This is a genomic window from Caulobacter sp. GW821-FHT09B11, from assembly GCF_059418205.1.
On the sequence record NZ_JBWKPK010000020.1, the window covers coordinates 27,244 to 48,605 of the forward strand.

General features: G+C 70.2%; 11 protein-coding genes and 2 pseudogenes. 6 read left to right on the forward strand and 7 right to left on the reverse strand.

The features are described from left to right. Positions 1-97 precede the first annotated feature (97 nt). Positions 98-1,423 (forward strand): oxygenase MpaB family protein, encoded by a 1,326-nt coding sequence (locus tag AC07N1_RS15760; RefSeq protein WP_494672657.1) that lies wholly within the window; start codon positions 98-100, stop codon positions 1,421-1,423. 191 nt (positions 1,424-1,614) lie between these two features. Here the strand turns inward: AC07N1_RS15760 and AC07N1_RS15765 are convergent, their stop codons facing one another. After that, entirely contained in the window at positions 1,615-1,818 is a 204-nt protein-coding gene (locus tag AC07N1_RS15765) for a hypothetical protein (RefSeq protein ID WP_494672658.1), read from the reverse strand. Positions 1,819-1,879: 61 nt separating this feature from the next. Then, positions 1,880-2,521 (reverse strand): TetR/AcrR family transcriptional regulator, encoded by a 642-nt coding sequence (locus AC07N1_RS15770; RefSeq protein WP_494672659.1) that lies wholly within the window; start codon positions 2,519-2,521, stop codon positions 1,880-1,882. 90 nt (positions 2,522-2,611) lie between these two features. Here AC07N1_RS15770 and AC07N1_RS15775 point away from each other — a divergent pair, with 90 nt between their 5' ends. The 3 genes from AC07N1_RS15775 to AC07N1_RS15785 all read left to right on the forward strand — a co-directional run bounded on the left by AC07N1_RS15775 (position 2,612) and on the right by AC07N1_RS15785 (position 8,595). Then, the gene (locus AC07N1_RS15775) at positions 2,612-3,721 is read left to right on the forward strand and encodes an efflux RND transporter periplasmic adaptor subunit (protein WP_494672660.1); all 1,110 of its coding nucleotides are present in this window, start codon (positions 2,612-2,614) and stop codon (positions 3,719-3,721) included. Continuing rightward, the gene (locus AC07N1_RS15780; RefSeq protein ID WP_494672661.1) at positions 3,718-6,792 is read left to right on the forward strand and encodes an efflux RND transporter permease subunit; all 3,075 of its coding nucleotides are present in this window, start codon (positions 3,718-3,720) and stop codon (positions 6,790-6,792) included. The genes AC07N1_RS15775 and AC07N1_RS15780 overlap by 4 nt, the downstream gene beginning before the upstream one ends. Before the next feature lie 351 nt (positions 6,793-7,143). Beyond that, the gene (locus AC07N1_RS15785; protein WP_494672662.1) at positions 7,144-8,595 is read left to right on the forward strand and encodes a carotenoid oxygenase family protein; all 1,452 of its coding nucleotides are present in this window, start codon (positions 7,144-7,146) and stop codon (positions 8,593-8,595) included. Between the two features lie 200 nt (positions 8,596-8,795). Here AC07N1_RS15785 and AC07N1_RS15790 read toward each other — a convergent pair whose 3' ends face one another. Both AC07N1_RS15790 and AC07N1_RS15795 read right to left on the reverse strand, forming a co-directional pair. Next, positions 8,796-9,578, reverse strand: coding sequence for a DUF1295 domain-containing protein (locus AC07N1_RS15790; protein ID WP_494672663.1), 783 nt, complete (start codon positions 9,576-9,578; stop codon positions 8,796-8,798). Between the two features lies 1 nt (position 9,579). Next, positions 9,580-10,813: pseudogene (locus AC07N1_RS15795) on the reverse strand (acetyl-CoA acetyltransferase). Between the two features lie 119 nt (positions 10,814-10,932). Here AC07N1_RS15795 and AC07N1_RS15800 point away from each other — a divergent pair. Continuing rightward, a complete protein-coding gene (locus AC07N1_RS15800; protein ID WP_494672664.1) occupies positions 10,933-11,853 on the forward strand; it encodes a winged helix-turn-helix transcriptional regulator in 921 nt (306 codons plus the stop codon). A 164-nt stretch (positions 11,854-12,017) separates the two neighbouring features. Here the strand turns inward: AC07N1_RS15800 and AC07N1_RS15805 are convergent, their stop codons facing one another. Genes AC07N1_RS15805 through AC07N1_RS15815 form a run of 3 tightly spaced genes read right to left on the reverse strand, consistent with a single transcriptional unit; the run spans position 12,018 to position 17,754 of the window. Then, positions 12,018-15,137 carry an efflux RND transporter permease subunit gene (locus tag AC07N1_RS15805; RefSeq protein ID WP_494672665.1) on the reverse strand — a complete coding sequence of 1,040 codons (3,120 nt, stop codon included), beginning with the start codon at positions 15,135-15,137 and terminating at the stop codon, positions 12,018-12,020. Further along, positions 15,137-16,204, reverse strand: a complete 1,068-nt coding sequence (locus tag AC07N1_RS15810) for an efflux RND transporter periplasmic adaptor subunit (protein ID WP_494672666.1) — start codon at positions 16,202-16,204, stop codon at positions 15,137-15,139. The genes AC07N1_RS15805 and AC07N1_RS15810 overlap by 1 nt, the downstream gene beginning before the upstream one ends. Positions 16,205-16,215: 11 nt before the next feature. Further along, positions 16,216-17,754, reverse strand: coding sequence for an efflux transporter outer membrane subunit (locus AC07N1_RS15815; RefSeq protein ID WP_494672667.1), 1,539 nt, complete (start codon positions 17,752-17,754; stop codon positions 16,216-16,218). Positions 17,755-18,024: 270 nt separating this feature from the next. Between AC07N1_RS15815 and AC07N1_RS15820 the strand changes: the two are divergent. After that, positions 18,025-21,250, forward strand: a pseudogene (locus tag AC07N1_RS15820) (TonB-dependent receptor). Positions 21,251-21,362: the final 112 nt, after the last annotated feature.

A 21,362-nucleotide genomic window follows, 5' to 3' on the forward strand; every position in this document is an offset into this window, starting at 1 on the left:
CGCCTGAAGACAAGGCGAGTAGGAACATGAGCAATGCTTACATACGCTTGAGGCCGAGAACAGGTCTGTCCCCCGTGGCGGACTGGAAGGAGCCCAGATGATCCGTCCCATCGAAGACGTCCGCGCCCGCGTCGCCTCGCAGAAGACCCGCCTGCCGGGCTTCTACGGCCAGATCGACTTCGACCGCACGCCCGAGCGATTCACCGAGGATCCGGCCTTCGCCGTCGCCCGTGACCGCAACCCGCTCGGCGTCAGCGTCACCCAGGACGATCTCGACCGCGTGCGCGCCTACACCATGCTGGGCGACATCGTCGCCGACGCCTATGCCGCCCTGATCCCGCAGTACGGCTTTCGCCGGCTGATCGACATGCTGACCACCGCCTGCGACCAGGGGATCGAGGCCGTGAGCGACGCGCCGCCCGAACTGGTCGCCTTCGTCGCCGAGATGGCCGCCACGCCCGACTGGATCGACATGGACCTGGTGCGCGAGGGCCAGCGCCTGGAGCGCAACGCCGCCGCCTTCCTCGCCCCCTTCGCCATCCGCGGGGCGTTCGTGGCCACCTTCCTCAACAAGTACTCGGCCCTGCCCATGGCCCTGACCGGCACGCTCGGCGCCGAGACCGCCGCCAAGCGGGTCAACGAGACGGCCGCCTTCTTCGCCACCACGATCCTGCCCGGCGCGCTGGAGCCGCACGGCGAAGGCTTCAAGGCTGCGGCCATGGTGCGGCTGATGCACTCGATGGTGCGCTTCAACGCCCTGCGCTCGGGCCGCTGGAACTCGGAAGTCTACGGCGTGCCGATCCCGCAGGTCGACCAGATGCCGGCCGGCCTGATCCCGGTGTTCCTGATGTCGTTCCAGATGCTGCGGAAGGGCCGTCGCCAGTTCACCCCGGCCGAGCGGGCCAAGGTCGAGCTCAGCCGCTACCGCTGCTTCCTGCTGGGCCTGCCGCAGGACCTGCTGGCCGACACGCCCGAGGGCGTGGTGCGGATGATGACGGCCCGCGACAGCACCCTGCGCCGGGGCTTCGACGACGAGACCTGCGGCGCCCTGATCCGCGCCACCCTGGGCGCCTACCTGCCGCCCGACGAGAGCCCGGCCAACCGGCTGCACGACCGCATCGAGCGCCGTTTCGCCAAGGCCTTCTTCCTGCGCCACTTCCTGCGCGGCGACCGCAAGCGCGCGGCGAGCATGGGGATCGAGGTGGGACCGGCCGACGAGGTGGTGTTCGTGATCGTGGCCCTGCTGGTCACCCTGCAGATGAAGGCCTTCGAACTGGCGGATCACGTGCCGGGGGTGAGGGAGCTGGCTGACGCGGCGCTGGTGCGGCGGATGCGGGCCCTGCTCAAGCGTTACGGCCACGCCGAGTTCACGACCGATGCGGCGAACTACCGGCCGACCAATGCGCGGGCGGCGGCGGCCTGACCGCTGCGCGGCCCCCTCAGTCGCTCCGCGACAGCTCCCCCAGAGGGGGAGCATCTGCTCGGACTAGATCCTCCCCCTCTGGGGGAGGTGGCCCGGAGGGCCGGAGGGGGGACGTTTTCAGCCGCCGAGGCGCTGTCCGTCTCTCCCCCCACCGATCGCTACGCGATCGCCTCCCCCATAGGGGGAGGTTCTCAATCGGCGTCGTCGAAGTCCTCTTCGCCCGCCGTCTCCTCGTCGCCGGTCAGCGCGGTGTCCAGGCTGTCGATGATCTCGTCCATCTGCTCGGAGGTGATCGACACGTAGATGGCGTCGCCGCCGACGGCCGAGACCAGCAGGCGGTAGCCGTCTTCGGTTTCCTGCAGGGAGAAGGTTTCCAGGGGCTGCAGCTTGGCCATCGAGGCGTCTTTCGTCAGGGAGATCCGAAGCCCGCCGATGTAGTCGCCCGCCCGCCGCGTTTCAACGGACGTCTTTCAAGGTTCCTCGCCGCAGCAGGGCGATGTGGCAGGCGATCAGCACCTCGCGCTCGACCCACGGGAAGTCGGCGCGGGCGATCAGCAGCGAAACCAGGCCGTGCAGGCCCGCCCACAGGGTCTGGGTCATGCGCTGGACGTCGTCGTCATGGGTGAGGCCCGCGTCGCGCATCTCGGCCACGATTTCCGCGAAGCGCTGGAAGGCCCCGATGCCCGCCATCATCGGGCGGTCGCCGACCCGCTCCTTGTAGGAGCCGTCCAGGCCCTTCTCGACCATGAAGGCCACGCGATAGGCGTCGGGCTCCTCGAGGCCGAAATCGACATAGACCCGCAGGGCGCGCTCGAAGCATTCGGCCGTGGGCTTGAAGCTGGCCCGGGCCTCTTCCATCCGCGACACCAGGGTGGCGAAGGCCCGCACGCACAGCTCGGCGGTGATGTCGTCCTTGGTGGCGAAATAGGCGTAGAGGGCCGGCTGCGAGACGCCCGTGGCCTCGGCGATCTGGCGGGTCGAGACCGCGTGCAGGCCCTTCTCGCTGAACAGGCGCAGGGCCGCGTCGAGGATCTCCTCGCGTCGTTCGGCGCCCTGTCCCTTGGGTTTGCGGGGGGAACGGATCTTCGGCGCGGTCATCGTCCCTCCTTTCCGCAGCGGGGCCGGCTTGACAACCCACAATAATCGATCAGTGATTACTTATCACTGATCGACGATGGGGGCGAGGGCATGGACGGGGCGCGTGCTGGATATGGAGGCGTCGTCCTGCTCACGGCGCTGGCGACGGCGTCGGCTCTCGCCCTGGCGGCCTGCGGCGGCAAGACGGCCGCGCCCGAGGCCGCGCCGCCGCCCGCGGTCGAGGCCGTCAGCGTCGGCGCGCCCGGCGCGGCGTCGGACCTCACCGCCTCCGGAACCCTGGAGCGCCGCCGCGAGATGGCGCTGTCGTTCCGCATCCCCGGCGTCCTGACCCGCGTGGCGGTCGAGGCCGGCGACAGCATCGCCGCCGGCCAGACCCTGGCCAGCATCGATCCGGCCGGGGTCGACGCCCGCCAGATCCAGGCGAGCGCCGACCTGGAGCGCGCCCGCCGAGACGCCGAGCGGGCCCGCAAGCTCTACGCCTCCGGCTATGTCGCCAAGGCCCGGCTGGACGACGCCGAAAGCGCGCTGAAGGCGGCCCAGGCGGCCAACGCCGGCGCGGCCTTCGACCGGCGCTGGGCGCGGCTGGCCTCTCCCGTCTCGGGCGTCGTCCTGGCCCGCGCGGCCCAGGCCGGCGAGGTGGTGGCGGCCGGCCAGACGGTGCTGACCGTCGCCGATCTCTCCAGCCCGCTGGTGCTGCGCCTGCCGCTGCCGGCGCGCGACGCCGCGCGGGTTCGGGTCGGCTCCAGCGCCGCCGTCACCGCCGACGCCTTGCCCGGCCAGACCCTCAACGGCGTGGTCACCCGCCTGGGCCAGGCCGCCGACGCCCGCACCGGCGCGGTCACGGTCGAGATCGAGGTCGAGGCCCGCCCTGAGCTCAAGAGCGGCCAGATCGCCTCGGCCCGCCTCAGCGCGCCGGCCGCCGACGCCTCGGCCCGCGCCGCCTTCGCCCGCATTCCTGCCGAGGCCCTGCTGGAGGCCTCGGGCGACAAGGCCGCCGTGCTGCGCCTCGACGGAACCACCGCCCGTCGCACGCCCGTGCGGTTCGGCGGCTTCGACGGCGACGACGCCCTGGTCGCGGGCCTGTCCCCCGGCAGCCGGGTGATCACGGCCGGCGCCGGCTTCGTCTCCGACGGGGAAAAGGTCAGCGTGGTGGATCCGCGCGCGCTCGCCGCCCCGACCCGCAAGGTCGCGGCCCAATGAACCTGAACCTCGCCGCCTTCGCCGTCCGGCGCTGGCAGTTCACCATCGTCGTCTTCGGCCTGCTGGTGATGCTGGGCGTCAACGCCCTGATGACCGTGCCCCGGTCCGAGGACCCGCACTTCCCGATCCCCATCGTGCTGATCCGCGCCGTCCTGCCCGGCGCCGAGCCGGCCGAGATGGAGCAACTGGTCGCCGACCCGATCGAGACGGCGGTCTATGGCCTGGACAGCATCGACAAGGTCGAGAGCACCAGCCTCGACGGCGCGGCGGTGGTCCGCGTGTTCTTCACCTGGGACGTCGATCCCGAGCGCAAGTTCGACCAGGTGGTGCGCGAGGTGAACGCCATCCGCGGCAGCCTGCCCGCCGGCCTGCAACGGCTGGACATCGAGCGGGTGCGCACCACCGAGGTGGCCATCGTCCAGGTGGCCCTGGTCAGCGACAGCCTGCCGATGCGCCGGCTGGAGAAGGCCGCAGACCGCCTGTCCGAGCGCCTCGACCGGGTGCCCGGCGTGCGCCAGACCCGCTATTACGGCGCCCCGGCCTCTGAAGTGCGGGTGTCGCTCGATCTGGCTCGGCTGGCCGCGCTGAAGCTGCCGGCCTCGGCCGTCGCCGACGCCCTGAAGTCGGCCGGAATCGAGGCTCCGATCGGCGCGGTGCAGGCCGGCGGCCGCCGCTTCAACGTCAAGTCCGGCGGGGCCTTCCGCTCGCTGGACACGGTCAAGGACACCCCCGTCCGCTCGCTCGGCGGCCAGGTGGTGCGGGTGCGCGACGTCGCCGACGTCGTCTGGGCCCAGGAGGAGCCGACCCATCTGGCCCGCTTCGACGGCAAGCGCGCGGTCTTCGTCGCCGTCACCCAGAAGGACGGCCAGGACGTCGGCCGGATCACCAAATCGGTCGAGAAGGTGCTGGCCGACTACGAGAAGGTGCTGCCGGCCGGGGTGAAGCTGGAGCGCGGCTTCGTCCAGGCCCACAATGTCGATCACCGCCTGAAGAACCTGTTCCGCGACTTCGCCGTCGCCCTCGTCTTGGTGCTGATCACCCTGCTGCCGCTGGGACCGCGCGCGGGCCTGGTGGTGATGGTGTCGATCCCGCTGTCCCTGCTGATCGGCCTGTCGCTGATTCAGGCCTTCGGCTTCACCCTGAACCAGCTGACCATCGCCGGCTTCGTGCTGGCCCTGGGCCTGCTGGTGGACGACAGCATCGTCATCACCGAGAACATCGCCCGCAGAATTCGGGAAGGCGAGGAGCGCACGGCCGCGGCGATCAACGGCTCGGGCCAGATCGCCCTGGCGGTGATCGGCTGCACCGCCACCCTGATGCTGGCCTTCCTGCCGCTGATGGCCCTGCCGGCCGGCTCGGGGGCCTATATCCGCTCGCTGCCGGTGACGGTGCTGTGCACGGTGGGCGCGTCGCTGTTCGTGTCGCTGACCATCATCCCGTTCCTGGCCAGCCGGGTGCTGGACAAGCATTCCGATCCCGAGGGCAACCGCCTGCTGCAGGCGGTCAACGGCGTGATCCACACCGTCTATCGGCCCGTGCTGCACCGGGCTCTGGCCCGGCCATGGCTGGCGCTGGCCATCATGCTGGCCCTCTGCGCCACGGCCGTGCCGATGCTGAAGGCGGCCGGCTCCAGCCTGTTCCCCGCCGCCGAGACGCCGCAGTTCCTGGTGCGGGTGGTCACGCCCGACGGCTCGTCCCTGGCCCGCACCGACGCGGCCCTGCGCTATGTCGACCAGCGCCTCTCGCGCGAGCCCGAGGTCGTCTGGCGCGCCGCCAACCTGGGCCGCGGCAATCCGCAGGTGTTCTACAACCAGTCCCAGCGCGAGAGCGCGGTGACCTACGCCGAGATGTTCGCCAGCCTGAAGGCCTGGGAGCCGGGCAAAAGCGAGGCGCTGCTCGACCGCCTGCGCGCCGACTTCGCCAGGTATCCGGGGGCGCGGATCAGCGTCGAAGTGTTCGAGAACGGGCCGCCGATCGAGGCCCCGGTCGCCGTCCGCGTCACCGGCCGCGACCTGGGCGTGCTCAAAGCCCTGGCCGCCCGGGCCGAGGCGATCCTCAAGAGCACGCCGGGCACGCGCGACGTCGGCAACCCCGTGCGCCTGGACCGCACCGACCTCGACCTCGGGGTCGACGAGGCCAAGGCCGCCGCCCTGGGCGTGCCGGCCGGCGCGGCCCGCCGCGTGGCGCGCCTGGCGCTCTCCGGCGAGGAGACCGCCCGCTTCCGCGACGCCGACGGCGACGACTATGCGGTCAAGGTGCGCCTGCCGATGGAGGCCGTCGACGGCGCCGACCGCAACGCCCTGTCGGCCCTGTCCGGCGTCTATGTGCCCACCGCCGACGGCGAGGCCGCGCCGCTGTCGGCGATCGCCTCGCCGAACCTGAAGTCCAGCCCCGCCCGCATCGACCGTTTCGACCGCGAACGCACGGTGACGGTCACCGCCTTCGTCCGCACCGGCTACCTGACCGACACCGTGACGAAGGACGTGCTGGCCAGGCTCCAGAAGGAGCTGCCCATGCCGCCCGGCTACGCCCTGAGCCTGGGCGGCCAGGCCGAGGCGCAGTCGGAAAGCTTCGCCGGCCTCGGCGCGGCGGTGATGGTGGCTGTGTTCGGGATCCTGGCGGTGCTCGTCCTGGAGTTCCGCAAGTTCAAGACCGCCCTGGTCGTGGCCGGGATCATCCCGTTCGGGGTGTTCGGCGCCGCGGCGGCCCTGTGGCTGACCGGCAATTCGCTGTCGTTCACCGCCACCATCGGCCTGATCGCCCTCATCGGCATCGAGATCAAGAACTCGATCCTGCTGGTCGACTTCACCGAGCAGCTGCGCCGCGACGGCATGAGCCTGCACGACGCCATCGAGAAGGCCGGCGAGGTGCGCTTCCTGCCCGTGCTGCTGACCTCGGCCACGGCGATCGGCGGGCTGATGCCGCTGGCCCTGGAACGCTCGGGTCTCTACTCGCCCCTGGCGATCGCCATCATCGGCGGGCTTGTGACCTCGACCGTGCTGTCGCGGGTGGCGACGCCGGTGATGTACTGGCTGACGGCGCGCGGGGAGGAGAGGGCGGCGGCGGCCTAGATCCCGAGGGCGGGGGCGACTGCGTTGTTGCGTCGCAGCATTCGGCCTTGATTTGACAACGTTGTCATCCTATATCGCCGGCGTCGGGGCAATTCGGCCCTGGCGACGAAGATGACTGGATTTCCCATGCTGAGCCTGATCGCCCTGGCCGTTTCGGCCTATAAGAACCGCGCCGTCCTCTGATTTCGGCTGCGTAAGCGCCTCTTTTGGGGCGTCCTAGGAAATGGCCCGCGCGCTCCGGCACGCGGGCCTTTCTTTTGTTTGCGGTGCAGCAAGCAGCATGTCGAACGATGATGCTTGCATAACGAGACTTACGGTCTAAGCTTCCCTGGCCAGCCTGGGGAGGACGGCATGAAAGTCGCTCGACAGCCCGCGGTCCGCACATCGCTGCGACCCACCGATCATCCGTACATGACCGGCGCCTGGACGCCGCAGCACGAGGAGCTCGACGCCGAGGACCTGGTGGTGCTGGAGGGCGCGATCCCGCTCGAACTGGACGGGGTCTATCTGCGCAACACCGAGAACCCGGTGCATGATCCGCTGGGCCGCTACCACCCGTTCGACGGCGACGGCATGGTGCACCAGATCGACTTCCGGGGCGGCAAGGCGCGGTATCGCAACCGCTTCATCCGCACGCGCGGCTTCGAGGCCGAGCAGGAGGCGGGGCAGAGCCTGTGGGGCGGGCTGGCCGACGGTCCGGGAACCTCGCTGCGGCCGGGCTTCGGCGCTCATGGGGGCCTGAAGGACAGCGCCAGCACCGACATCGTCGTCCATGCCGGCGAGGCGATCGCCACCTTCTACCAGTGCGGCGAAGCCTATCGGCTGGACCCCCTGACGCTGGAGACCCTGGGTCCGGCGCCGTGGGCGCCGATCGACGGGGTCTCGGCCCACGCCAAGGTCGATCCGGCGACCGGCGAGCTGTTGTTCTTCAACTACTCCAAGCACGCGCCCTACATGCACTACGGCGTGGTCGATCGGAGCGGGCGGCGGACGCTGTACCAGCCCGTGCCGCTGCCGGGGCCGCGCCTGCCGCACGACATGGCGTTCAGCGAGAACTGGGCGATATTCAACGACCTGCCGGTGTTCTGGGACGCGGGGCTGCTGGAGCGGGGCATCCACGCGGTGCGGCTGCACAAGGGCGTGCCGTCGCGCTTTGCTCTGGTGCCGCGCCAGGGCGGCGAGCCGCGCTGGTTCGAGGCCGCGCCGACCTATGTGCTGCACTTCCTAAACGCCTACGAGGAGGGCGACGAGGTGGTGGTCGACGGCTATTTCCAGGAGAATCCGACGCCCCGTCCGCTGGCCGACGCGCCCGAGCAGTACGCCCACCTGATGGCCTATCTCGACGAGCACAGCTTCCGGCCCAAGCTCCATCGCTGGCGGTTCAACCTGGCGACGGGCGAGACCGTCGAGCAGCGGCTTGACGATCGGGTGCTTGAGTTCGGCATGTTCAACCAGGCCTTCGCCGGCAAGCCCTATCGCTATGCCTATTCGACGACGGCCAAGCCGGGCTGGTTCCTGTTCGACGGCTTCGTCAAGCATGACCTGGTCTCCGGCGAGAGTTGGGGCCTGAAACTGCCGGAAGGCCGCTACGCCAGCGAGGCGCCGTTCGCGGCGCGGCCGGGCGCGGTGGGCGAGGACGACGGCTGGCTGGTGAGCTTCATCATCGACGAGACCGCCGGGACGTCGGAGTGCCTGATCGTGGATGCGCGGACCATGGAGCCGGTGTGTCGCGTGGCGCTGCCGCACAAGATCAGCAGCGGGACGCACAGCGTCTGGGCGGGGCGGTCGGAGCTGCGCGGCTAGTCTCGCGTCCGCCCCAAAAAACGCCCGTCATTCCCGCCCTTGTGGCGGGAACCCCTGGTTCCGCTCGCAGGTGAAGCGCAAGCGGATCGCCAAGCGATCCGCCTCATCCGCCCTCGCGGCTGACAGAGGGTTTCCCGCCACAAGGGCGGGAATGACGGGAGATTTATGATGGGCTTGGGGCGTTGGCGCGCCTTCTGGCGTCACGCCTTGCGCGGAAACCACGGCACGAACCCCGAGGTCCGCGCCACATAGGCCGCGTAGTCCGGGCGGGTCTTGGCCAGCCGCCCCTCGGTCGTCGGAACGCCGCTCCAGCGGGTGAGGGTGATGGTCAGCAGGATCGGGCCGGCGATGGAGGCCAGGCCCCAGGGCAGGGCCTCGGCGGCGATCAGGAACAGGCCCCACCAGACGCAGGCGTCGCCGAAATAGTTGGGGTGGCGGGTGTAGCGCCACAGGCCCTGGTCCATCACCTTGCCGGCGTTGGCCGGATCGACCTTGAAGCGCACGAGCTGGGCGTCGCCGACGGTCTCGAAGGCGATGCCGATCACCGCCAGGGTAGCGCCGATCGCGGCCAGCGGGCCGAGCGGTCCGGCGGCCTGGCCCAGCTGGACGGGCAGGGCGACGACGTACTGCATGGCGTATTGCAGGGCGAAGACCAGCAGCAGCGAGGCCTTGGCGAAGCTCCAGCCGCGCACCTTCTCGGCATGGCCCAGCATGGCGACGTAGCGGCGGTCGGCCCCGTGTTTGCGCCAGCGCCAGAAGAGATAGCCGCCCAGGCGTGCGGCCCAGACGGTGCAGAGCGCGGTCAGCAGCAGTCCGCGCGGGGTGGGCGGGCCTTGCAGGAAGGCGGTCCAGGCGATCAGGGCCATGCCGACGCCCCACCAGGCGTCGATGAAGCTGACGTCGCGGAGCTTGAGCGAGACGCCCCACAGGACCAGGAAGGCCAGCCCCGAGACGGCGGCGTCGACGAGCAGGATCTGCAGCATCTCAGGTTCCGATCACCAGGCTGACCGTGGTGGTGGTCGAGCCGCCGATATTGAGGGTCTGGACGGTGCGGGCACCCTCGACCTGATAGTCGCCCGCCGCGCCCGTTGTCTGCTTGAAGGCGTCCAGCGCCATGCGCACCCCCGTGGCTCCGACCGGGTGGCCGGCGCCGATCAGCCCGCCGGACGGATTGACCGGCAGGCGTCCACCCATGGCGATGTCGCCGGCCTCGATCGCCTTCCAGGCTTCGCCAGGGGCTGTGAGGCCCAGATGGTCGATGGCCATATATTCGGTGATGGCGAAGCAGTCGTGGGTCTCGACGGCGTGGATCTCCGACAGGTGGGAGACGCCGGCCCGGGCGCGGGCGTCGTCGATGGCGCGGCGCACCTGCGGGAAGACGTGTCCCCCCTTCGAACTGGCGTCGGCGCTCTTGGCCAGCTTGCGGTCGAGCGGGATGGGCGCCGAGCGATGGCCCCAGCCTTTGATGCGCGGCAGGCTGTCGAGCGGGATCCCCCGGGCCTCGGCGTAGGACCGCGCGCGTTCGGACGAGGCCAGGAAGATCACCGCCGTCCCGTCGGTCACCTGGCCGCAGTCCTGCTTGCGGGTGCGGCCCTCGACGATCGGATTGGCGACGTCGTCGGCGGTGAAGGCCTCGGGCGGAAAGCGCCAGTCGCGGGTCTGGGCGTTGAGGTTCCGACGGGCGTTGGCGAAGTTGTTCTGCGAGATCGCCATCAGGTGTTCGTACCGCAGGCCGAAGCGCTGGTCGTAGACCTCGGCCAGGTCGGAGAAGGCGGCGGGCCACAGGAAGCGGGCGTCCTGGTGCTCGTGGCCGGCCCAGGCGGCCGCGCCCAGGTGCTCGGCGGCGGTCTGGCCGGAGACGTTGCGCATCTGCTCGATGCCGACCACGCAGGCCAGGTCGTAGCGGCCGGCCTCGAGCTCGGCGGCGGCCGACAGAATGGCGACGCTGCCCGAGGCGCAGGCGGCCTCGTGGCGCATGGTCGGCAGGCCGTCGAGGTCGGGATGCACGAGGCCGAAGAAGCCGCCCAGCAGGCCCTGGCCCGCGAACAGCTCGCCGGCGAAGTTGCCGACGTGGCCGGTGTCGATGTCGGAAGGAGCGAGGTCGGTGGCGGCAAGTCCCTGCGCCACCGCCTCGCTGAAAGCGTCGGCCAGGCCCCAACCCTGGCGCGACCAGTTGGCGGAAAAGTCGCTCTGCCATCCCCCCCAGGATGTAGACCATGGCTCTTCTCCGCGCCGGCAGGCGAGTTTCCCGTCCCCCGCTCTTGTTAGTCTCGTTATAAAAGCGAGGGTGCGGCGAGGCAATTGACAGGGATGGGCGAACGCCATCACGACAGAACGATGTCGCCTGAAAACCACAGTTTTCGCACGGTGCGCGCGAGTTCGGCGGCGCGGGCTCTGAATCTGATCGGTGACCGCTGGACCCTGCTGGTGCTGTACGCCGCGTTTCGGGGCGTGAACCGGTTCGACGGCTTCGTGGCGCGGACGGGCATGGCCCGCTCGCTGCTGACCGACCGCCTGGCGCGGCTGGAGGCGGCGGGGGTGCTGGAGAAGCGGCTCTACCAGGAACGGCCGGCGCGGCATGGCTATCACCTGACGGAAAAGGGCCGGGGGCTGTTCGACGCGGCCCTGATGATCCTGCGCTGGGAGGAAAGGCGCAGCGGCGAGCCGGCCCAGCGGGTGATCCACAAGCCTTGCGGCTGCGTGTTGAAGACCGAAATGGCCTGCAAGGCCTGCGGCGGGGTTGTGAGCGCGCGCGAAGTGACGGTGGCCCCGGGACCGGGCGCCGGTTTCGATCCCGCGCCGCCGCCGCGCGCCCAGCGTCGCTCTATCGCGGAAGGAGAGGGGCGGGGCGACCCGGCCGTGGAGCGGGCCGTGGCCGTGCTCGGCGACCGCTGGACCTCGTACCTGGCGGCGGCGGCCTTCTACGGCCTGAGGCGGTTCGGCGACTTCCAGGCCGAGTTGAACGTGGCCAGCAACATCCTGTCCGACCGCTTGGCGCGGCTCGTTTCGCTGGGGGTGCTGGAGAAGGTCCGCTACCAGGAGCGGCCCGAGCGCTGGGAGTACCGGCTGACCGGGGTGGGCCGCGAGCTGTTCCCGCTGATCGTGGCGCTGATGGCCTGGGGGGATCGGTGGCTGGCGGGGCCGGAAGGCCCGCCCGAGGTGCTGACGCATGTTCCGTGCGGTCAGCGACTGGAGGCGGTGGTGATCTGCGCGGCCTGCGGCGGGACGGTGGGGCCGGAGACGACGGAAGTCGTGTGATCCTTCTGCCCTTGCGGGAGAAGGTGTCGGCGAAAGCCGACGGATGAGGGGTTGCACGAACGAAAACGCCGCGACGGCTGGTCAGCTGTCGCGGCGTTTTGCTTTTGAGAGACCCCTCACCCGACCCCCTTCGGGGGCCACCCTCTCCCGCAAGGGGAGAGGGATCAGAGGCGATCCACCGGCGTCGCGGCGTCGCCCGTGGCTTCCCGCGGCGTGGTCCAGCGGGCCATCTTGGGGGTGATCCAGCGTTCGAAGTCGTCGATGACCTCGTAGACCACCGGCACCAGCACCAGCGACAGGATGGTCGAGGTGATCAGGCCGCCGATCACGGCCACGGCCATGGGCTGGCGGAACTCCGAGCCCTGGCCGAGGCCCAGGGCGGTGGGCAGCATGCCGGCCATCATCGCCAGGGTGGTCATGACGATCGGGCGGGCCCGTTCGTGGCAGGCGTCGATCAGGGCCTCGCGCTGGCTCATGCCGGCCCGCTCCTGCTCGATGGCGTACTCGACCAGCAGGATCGAGTTCTTGGCCGCCAGGCCCATCAGCATCAGGAAGCCGATCAGCGACGGCATCGACAGCGGCTGGCCGCAGACCACCAGGGCCACCAGGGCGCCGCTGATCGCCAGCGGCAGGGCCGAGAGGATGGTGATCGGCTTGAAGAAGCTGCGGAACAGCAGCACCAGCACGCCGAACACCAGGCCCACGGCCGACAGCAGGGCCACCGCGAAGCCCGTGAAGAGCTCGGTGAAGGCCTCCTGGTCGCCGGCCGAGGCCGGGGCCACGCCGGCGGGCATGTTCTTCATGGTCGGCAGGGCGTTGATCTCGGCCAGGGCCTGACCCAGCTGGGCGCCGCCGTTGAGGTCGGCCTCGATGGTCAGCTGCCGCTTGCGGCCGAAGCGGTCGATCTTGGCGGGACCGGCCTGGAAGCTGATGTCGGCGACGCTGTCGAGGCGGGTGATCCCTCCTGCGGCCGTCGGCACCTGCAAGGCGCCGATGGCCGCCAGGTCGGATCGCGCGCCTTCCGGCAGGCGGATGCGGATCGGAATCCGGCGCTCGCCCTGGGTCATCTTGGCGACGTTGGCGTCGATGTCGCCCACCGTGGCCACGCGGGCGATGGCGGCGATGTCGGTGACCGAGACGCCCAGGCGGGCGGCCTCGTCGGCGCGGGGCCGGATGACGATCTCCGGACCGCTGGGCGGCGAGGAGGGACGCGGGTCGGCGACGGTTTTCAGGCCGCGCATCTCGCGCTCGATCTGGAGAGCGGCCTTGTCGAGGGCCGCGCCGTCGTCCGAGGTGATGATGTTCTGGATGTCGGACGAGCCCCAGTCGCCCTGCAGGTTGACGCGGGCGTCGGGGATGTCGCGCAGGCCGGCGCGGATCTCCTGCTTGATCTCCGTGACGGTCAGCTTGCGGTCGCCCTTGAGCACCACGGTGACGGTGCCGTCGCGCACGTCGGCGCCGCTCTGGCCGCTGAAGCCGCTGGCGATGTTGGAGCCGACCTGGACGAAGACGTGGGCGGTCTCGGGCCGGGCCGCGAACATCCTGGTCGCCGCCTGGGCCGTGCGGTCCATGTCGGCGATGGTCGCGCCGGGCGGGCCTTGCAGCTTGATGTAGTAGTAGTTGGCGTTGCCGGCCGGCTGGAAGCCGACGGCCAGCACGCCGATCGAGGCCAGGAAGATGGCCCCGGCGATCGAGCCGAGGGTCAGCACACCGCCCAGGATGAAGGCGATGATCCGGTGATCCAGCGCCCAGTCGAGGCTCTTGCGATAGAGGCCCTCGAACGGCTTGCGCTCGTGCGGGCGCAGGACGGGCTTGAGGAAATAGGCGGCCAGCAGCGGGGTCAGCAGGCGGGCCACGACCAGCGAGAACAGCACCGCGACGGCGACCGTCAGGCCGAATTCCTTGAAGAACTGGCCGGGGATGCCGGGCATGTACGACACCGGCACGAACACCGCGACGATGGTGAAGGTGGTGGCGACGACCGCCAGGCCGATGGCGTCGGCCCCCTCCATCGCCGCCGCATAGGGCCGCTGGCCCTTGGCGACGCGTTTCTCGATGTTCTCGATCTCGACGATGGCGTCGTCGACGAGAATGCCGATGACCAGGGTCAGGGCCAGCAGGGTGACGACGTTCAGCGAGAAGCCGACCATGCCCATGAAGGCGAAGGTCGGGATCAGCGACACCGGCATGGCGATGGCGGTGATCAGGGTGGCGCGCCACTCGCGCAGGAACAGGAACACCACCAGCGAGGCCAGCAGCATGCCTTCCAGCAGGGTGTGCTTGGTGGCCTCGAAGCTGGCGCGGGTTTCGTCGACGGTGGAGTAGATCTTGGTGAAGGTCACCCCGGCGTGCTTCTGGCCCAGGGTCTCGACGGCCTGCTTGACGCGGTCCTCGACCTCGACGTCGCTGGACTCGCGGGTCTTCATCACCTGGAAGGCGACGACGGGCTTGCCGTCCAGGCGGGCGAAGCCGCGCTCCTCGCCTGCGCCCTGGCCGACGTCGGCGACGTCGGTCAGCTTCACGTAGCGCGAGCCGACCGGGATGGTGATCTGCTGCAGCTGCTCCAGGGTGTTGGCCGCGCCGAGCACCCGCAGGGTCTGCTCGCGGCCGCCGACCGTGGCCCGGCCGCCGGGGGCGTCGAGGCTGAAATTGGCCAGGGCCTGGTTCAGCTGGGGCGCCGTGACGCCGAAGGCGGCCATGCGGGCGGGGTCGAGGACGACGTTGATCTCGCGCTCGGCGCCGCCGACGCGGGCCACCTGGGCCACGCCCTTTTCGCCCTGGAGGGCGCGGGTGATGGTGTCGTCGACGAACCACGACAGGTCGGCCGTGCTCATCGACGGGGCCGAGACCGCGTAGGTGATGATCGGGGCGCTGTCGATCTCGAGCCGCTGGACGATCGGCTCGTCGACCTCCTTGGGCAGGCTGGCGCGGGCCTGGTCGACCTTGGAACGGACCTCGTCGGTGACCTTCTGCAGGTCCTCGCCGAGTTCGAACTCGATGGTGGTGGTCGAGGCGCCTTGCGTCACGGACGAGCGGATCGTCTTGACGTTGGAGATGCCCGAGACCGCGTCCTCGATGACGCGGGTGACCTGGGTCTCCAGTTCGCCCGGGGCCGCGCCGCTCTGGGTGACCGAGATGGTCACCGCCGGGAAGGTGACGTTCGGGAACTGCTTGACCGGCAGCGACAGGTAGGCCCCGACGCCGGCGATGATCAGGGCGATGAAGACGACCGCGACCGGGATCGGGTTCCTGATCGACCAGGCTGAGATGCGGAGGTCGGCCATCAGTTGGCGGCCTTCTGCCCGTTGGCGGCCACGGGGATCGGCTTGACGACGTCGCCGTCGCCGATGAAGGCGCCCGAGCCGACGACGACGCGCGTCCCGGCGGCGGGGCCCTGGACCAGCTCGACCCAGCCGCCGCCGCGGCGGCCGGTGCGGACCGGAACCTGCTTGGCGCGGTTCTGGGCGTCGATGACGACCACCGACAGGCCCGAGGCGTCATAACGGATGGCCGCTTCCGGCACGGCGACGACCGCCGCGCCGGAAGCGCCGAAGATCGCCTTGCCGAAGCCGCCGGCCCGCAGGTCCTCGCGCACGGGCAGGCGGATGCGCACCTTGCCCAGGCGGGTGTCGGAGTTGACGCGCGGGCTGATCAGGCGGATCGCGCCCGACACTTGCGTGCCGCCGGGCAGGGTGACCGTCGCCGGCTGGCCGACCGACAGGCCCGACAGGTCCTGTTCGTTGACGTCGGCTTCCAGTTCGACGAGGCCGTCGCGGACGATGCGGAACCAGGGCGTCGTGCCGCCGCCGGCGATCTCGCCCGCCTTGACGCCGCGCTCGACGACCCGGCCGCCGACCGGGGCGACGATGGTCATGCGGCTCTGGCGGGTCTTCAGTTCGTTGAGGGCCGCGGTCTGGGCCTTGGCGCTGTAGCGGCGGCTTTCGATCTGTTCCTGGCTGAGCACGCCCTGGCCGTCGAGACCCGAGACGCGGGCGGCTTCGGCCTGGGCCTGGGCGGCGACGGCGGCCTGCTGGTCGACCTGAGCCTTGAGCAGAGTGGCGTCCAGCTGGACGAGCGGTTGGCCGGCGCGGACCCAGTCGCCCTCGTCGGCGTAGATGCGGGCGACGCGGTAGCCGGAGAGTTCCGAGCCGACGGCGGCCTCGTCCCGCGCGATCAGCACGCCCGAGGCCTCGATCCCGCCGCCCAGGGGACGGGTCTGGACCTCGCCGACGCTGACGGCGCGGGCCTGACTGGCGGGCGCGGTCTTCTTCTCGTCCTTGCCGCCGCAAGCCGTCAGGACCAGGGCGGACGCGGTCAGCAGGGCGAGCGCGCGGGCGGTTTTCATCGTCATGGGCGGGGTTCTCATCGCGGGGCGCGTTCGGAGGCGGCGGCGTCGGCGGACGCGCGGGGCGGAAGCGGGGCGGGGGCGTTGGGCGACCAGCCGCCGCCGAGCGCCTTGTAGGTCTGGACGGCGCGTTGCAGGGCCTGGGTCTGGGCGCCGGTCAGGGCGCTGCGGGCGCTGCGCCAGCTCTGCTCGTTCTGCAGGTTGGTCGTCAGGTCCACCAGGCCCAGGCCATAGCCCTTGCGGCTGGCGGCGTAGGCGCTGGCGGCGCGGGCCTCGCCGGCCTTCAGCAGGGCGACGCGGCGGTTGTCGGCGGCCAGCTGGGCGATGGCGTTCTCGGCCTCGCCATAGGCCGTCTGCACGGCCTTCTCGTAGGCGACGGCGGCCTGCTCGGTTCGGGCGTCCTGGGCGTCGATGTCGGCCAGCAGCTGGGGAATGTTGAGCAGCGGGATCGAGACGCCGCCGCCCAGGGTCCAGCTGCCGGTGGTGGTCGAGGTCGTGCCGCCGCCCGCGCCGCCGGCGCCGAAGTTGAAGGCCGGCGAGACGCTCTTGGCCCAGCCGAGCCCCGGCGTCAGGGTGAAGGTCGGGAACAGGGCCAGCTGGTTGACCTTGAGATTGCCGGCGGCGGAGGCCAGGCGCGCCTGGGCCTCGCGCACGTCGGGGCGGCGCTCCAGCAGCGCGCCGGGCATAGTGGCCGGCACCGGCGGCGGAGCGTCGAGGGCGGCCTCGACGTTCAGGCTGGCCAGCGGGTCGATCCCGCGTCCCACCAGGATCAGCAGGCTGCGGCGCGAGGCCTGGAGCTGGGCCTCGTAGTCGGCGGCCTGGGCCTCGGACTGGGCCAGGGTGGCGGCGGCGCTGTCGGCTTCGGAACCGGCCGACAGGCCAAGCCCGGCCTTCCTGGTCGCCAGGTCGCCCAGCGACTTGCTGATGCGGGCGCTCTCTCGGGCGTCGGCCAGCTGCACGGCCAGGCCCTTGGCCTCGAAATAGGACTGGGCGACGTTGGCGGCCAGGGCCGCGCGGGCGCCCTCATAGGCGAAGCGAGCGGCGGCCAGATCGTTGTTCACCACCTGCAAGCCGGCCTTGCGGCGGCCCAGATAGTCCAGCTCCCACGAGACGTCGAAATTGGCGCTGTAGTTGTCGGTGTCGCCGCCGAGGGTGAAGCCCTGGCCGCTCTGGTCGAGGATCTCGGTGTGCTGGCGGCTGGCCGCGCCCTTCACCTGGCCCGACGGGATGTAGAGCTGGCGGATGTTGCTCTTGCGGACGGCGCGGGCCTCTTCCAGCACGGCGGCGGCGCTGCGGGCGTCGGGGCTGCGCTCGAGGGCGGTGGCGATCAGGGCGTCGAGCTGGGGATCGCCGAACTGGGTCCACCACTGGTCGAGGGCGGCGGCGGGCAGAGGCGCGCCGGCCGGGGCCTCGAAAGCCGTCGGCAGGCGGGTGTCGGGCGTGCGCGGGGCGGCGGTGTTGCAGCCGGCCAGCAGCAGGGCGGCCAGGCTCGCGCCCGCCAGGGCGGCGAGACGCGCAGCCGTCGGCCGGCGATCCGCGATCGCGTCGGAACTCATCGAGATTTCACCCCACACTGTCGGACGACCGACCCATAACGGATAGACAGGACCGTCGTTCGCTCAATTAGGGCGACAACTCACAGGAAAAAAGCCCGTCTCGCCGCTGTGCGACGGGAATTGTCCCCGATTGCGGTCACTACGTAGACGACCTCGTCCCGGCCTGGCGCCTTCGCGCCTGATGACCGGGGTGATCATCGCGTCTCGATACCCGGAATTCAAGGCGGTGCAGCTTGCTGGAAAATTACGGCGGTTGACGCTTGAGAAAACATACTCAATCATCGAAACAATCGTTCGACTCTCGATGTCGAGCCCGCTCGCCTTGCGGTCGAGCGGCCAAGAAAGCTTTGCGTACAAAGTATCCGGCGAGAGGGGGATCCCAAGGTGTCGGCGTCTAAGTTCGCATCTTCCATTTTCGAAACGCGTGATTTCGCGACGGCGGGCGGCCGTCCGAGGCGTTCGCGCGCGGAGGATACCGTCGACCCCTAGTAGAGAGATCCGTCCTCGCCCAAGCGCTCCGAAAAAGAAGAGACAGACCGGGAGAGGGAAGATGACCAGGAAGACCTATCTGCGCGCGGGCTCCGCCGGCGCGCTGGCGATGGCGCTCGCCGCGACGGCGGGCGCGGCGTGGGGGCAGGAGGCGACGCAGGTCGAGGAGGTGGTGGTCACCGGCTCCTTCATCCGCGGCACGCCCGAGGACGCGGCCCTGCCGGTGGACGTGATCGGGGTCGAGGAGCTGCAGAAGCGCGGCTCGCCCTCGACGGTGGAGATGATCAAGGCCCTGTCCGTGTCGAACGGGGTGCTGGGCGACACCAACCAGTTCGACAGCCGCGCCCAGGGCTCGGAGGGCTCGGGCTCGGTGAACCTGCGGGGGCTGGGCTCGCAGCGCACGCTCGTTCTGCTGAACGGCCGGCGCCTGGCGATCAATCCGCTGGCCGCGGCCGGGGCCGGCATCGTCGACACCAACATCATTCCCGCCGCCGCCATCGGGCGCGTGGAGGTGCTGAAGGACGGGGCGGCGGCGACCTATGGCTCGGACGCCATCGCCGGCGTGGTCAACTTCATCACCAAGAAGAACGTCGACGGGCTGGAGATGGCCGCCGACTACCGCGCCATCGACGGTTCGGACGGCGACTACGGCCTAAGCCTGACCTACGGCAAGCGGTGGGAGCATGGCGACATGCTGCTGAGCGCCGGCTGGCAGCACCGCTCCAAGCTCAGCGTCGCCGAGCGCGACTGGGCCAACCAGTCCTATCTTTCGAATCCGGAGGCGGGCTGGTCGGCGGCCGGGAACCCCTCGACCTTCATCCCGCTGGCGGCGCCGACCAACGCCTATCGCGACACCGGCTGCGCGCCTCTGGGCGGCTATCCGGGCTTCAGCGGCGCGACGCCGGTCTGCTACTGGCACTACACGCCGTTCGACAATCTCGTCGAAAAATCCAACGCCGTGCAGGTCTATGGCGAGGTCAACGCCCGGCTTTCCGACACCACCAAGTTCCATGTCGAGGTGCTGTACGCCCATACCGACGTGCCTGACTGGAACACCTCGCCCTCCTATGCCGCCCTGGCCACGCCGACGGCGGAGGGATCGGGAATCGCGGGCCGCTACATCGTGCCCGCCGGCAGCCCGGGGCTCGTGGCCTATCTGGCGGCCAATCCGTCGATCCCCGCCGCCCAGTTCGCCTTCGGGGCCATCAACGCCGCCAACCGGCCCTATGGCATCGGCGGCAATCCCAAGTTCGGCTACGGCCCGTCGATCGGCTCGCGCTCGTTCGACGCCTACCGCGTCTCGGCCGACCTGAAGGGCGAATGGAGCAACGGCGTCGGCTGGGAGGCGGCCCTGACCTATTCCCAGGAAGTCGGCATCCGCACCGGCTACGACACCCTGGTCAACCGCTTCGCCCTGGCGCTGCGAGGACTGGGTGGACCCAATTGCGACGCCGATCCCAATACGGCCGGGATCCAGGGGACGCCGGGCGTCGGCGGCTGCCTCTATTACAACCCCTTTTCCAACGCGATCCCCAGCAACGCCATCACCGGCGTGGCCAATCCGGGCTACATCCCGAGCCTGGCCAACAGCGCTGAACTGACCGACTGGTTCTTCAAGAAGCTGTCGACCAAGCAGACCTCGCGCTTGTTCGTGGCCGAGGCGGTGCTGAACGGCAAGACGGCCATCACCCTGCCGGGCGGCGACATCGCCTGGGCGGCCGGGGTGCAGTACCGCCGGACCTATTTCACCTCGACCTTCAACGACATCAGCAACGCCCTGATCAATCCGTGCATCAATACGCCGGACTTCGGGGTGACCAACTGCACCGGCTCGGCGCGGAACGGGCCGTTCATGTTCCTGGGCGTCAACACCCCGGCCGACAATCAAAGCGACGTCGTGGCGACCTTCGGCGAGCTCAGCCTGCCGATCACCGAAACGGTGCAGGCCCAGCTGGCGGCGCGCTACGAGGACTACGGCGGGGCGGTGGGCTCGACCTTCAACCCCAAGGCCTCGGTGCGCTGGCAGGCGACGCCGTGGATGGCGGTGCGGGCCTCGGCCGGCTCGACCTTCCGCGGGCCGCCGGATCCGCTGACCACCACGACCTCGGTGACCTCGCTGCAGGGCATACTGGGCGTCTTCCGGGCGGTCGACATCTTCGGCAATCCGGACCTGAAGCCCGAGAAGGCCAACACCTACAATTTCGGCCTGCTGTTCAAGGCGGGCGCCTTCAAGGCCAGCGTCGACTACTTCCGGTTCGACTTCAAAAACCCGATCGTCGCCGAGCCTGTGGCGGGCGTCACCAGCGCGCTCTATCCGAACGGCGCGGCCGGGGCCAACAACTGCGGGAACGCGGCTTACGCCGCCTTGCAGGCGCGCTTCACCTTCAACGGCGCGTGCGCGACGCCGACCACAAGCATCGCGCGGCTGAAGACCTTCTACATCAACGGCGCGCCGGTCGAGAATTCGGGCTTCGACTTCTCGGCAGACTACGCCTTCCAGGGCGTGCTGGGCGGCGAACTGGCCGTGGGCGGCAGCGCGACCTACATCCAGAAGTACGAGGTGGGGGCGACCACGGTCGAGGGCGTGGTCGTGGAGAAGGCCTTCGACGCGGTGGGCCTGCTGAACTACCAGACCACCGTGGTGCCGATCCCGCAGTGGAAGGGCGACGTCTTCGCCGAATGGAGCCGGGGGCCGCACAACCTGCGCCTGACGGTGCACTACATCGGCAAGTACACCGACCAGCGCACCGCGCCATTCGCGACCGGGGCCTACAGGGACACGACCGGGGCGGCGGTGACCGTGGCCAACGGCAAGACCATCGACGCCCAGGTGCTGACCGATCTGGCCTATCGGGTGATCCTGCCGCGGGATGCGACGGCGAGCATCGCGATCACCAACCTGTTCGACCAGGACCCGTCCTACGCCCGGCTCGACCTCGGCTACGACCCGTTCACGGGCGACCCGCTGGGGCGGACCTACAAGGTGAGTCTGCGCAAGAAATTTTGAGATCCCCGCCTCGGGGAACTGGCGACGATCGGCTGTTCCTCCGACCGGTCGTCCTCTGGGCCGGAGGCGAAAGTCTCCGGCCTTTCCTTTTCTCCTCCCCCGCTTGCGGGGG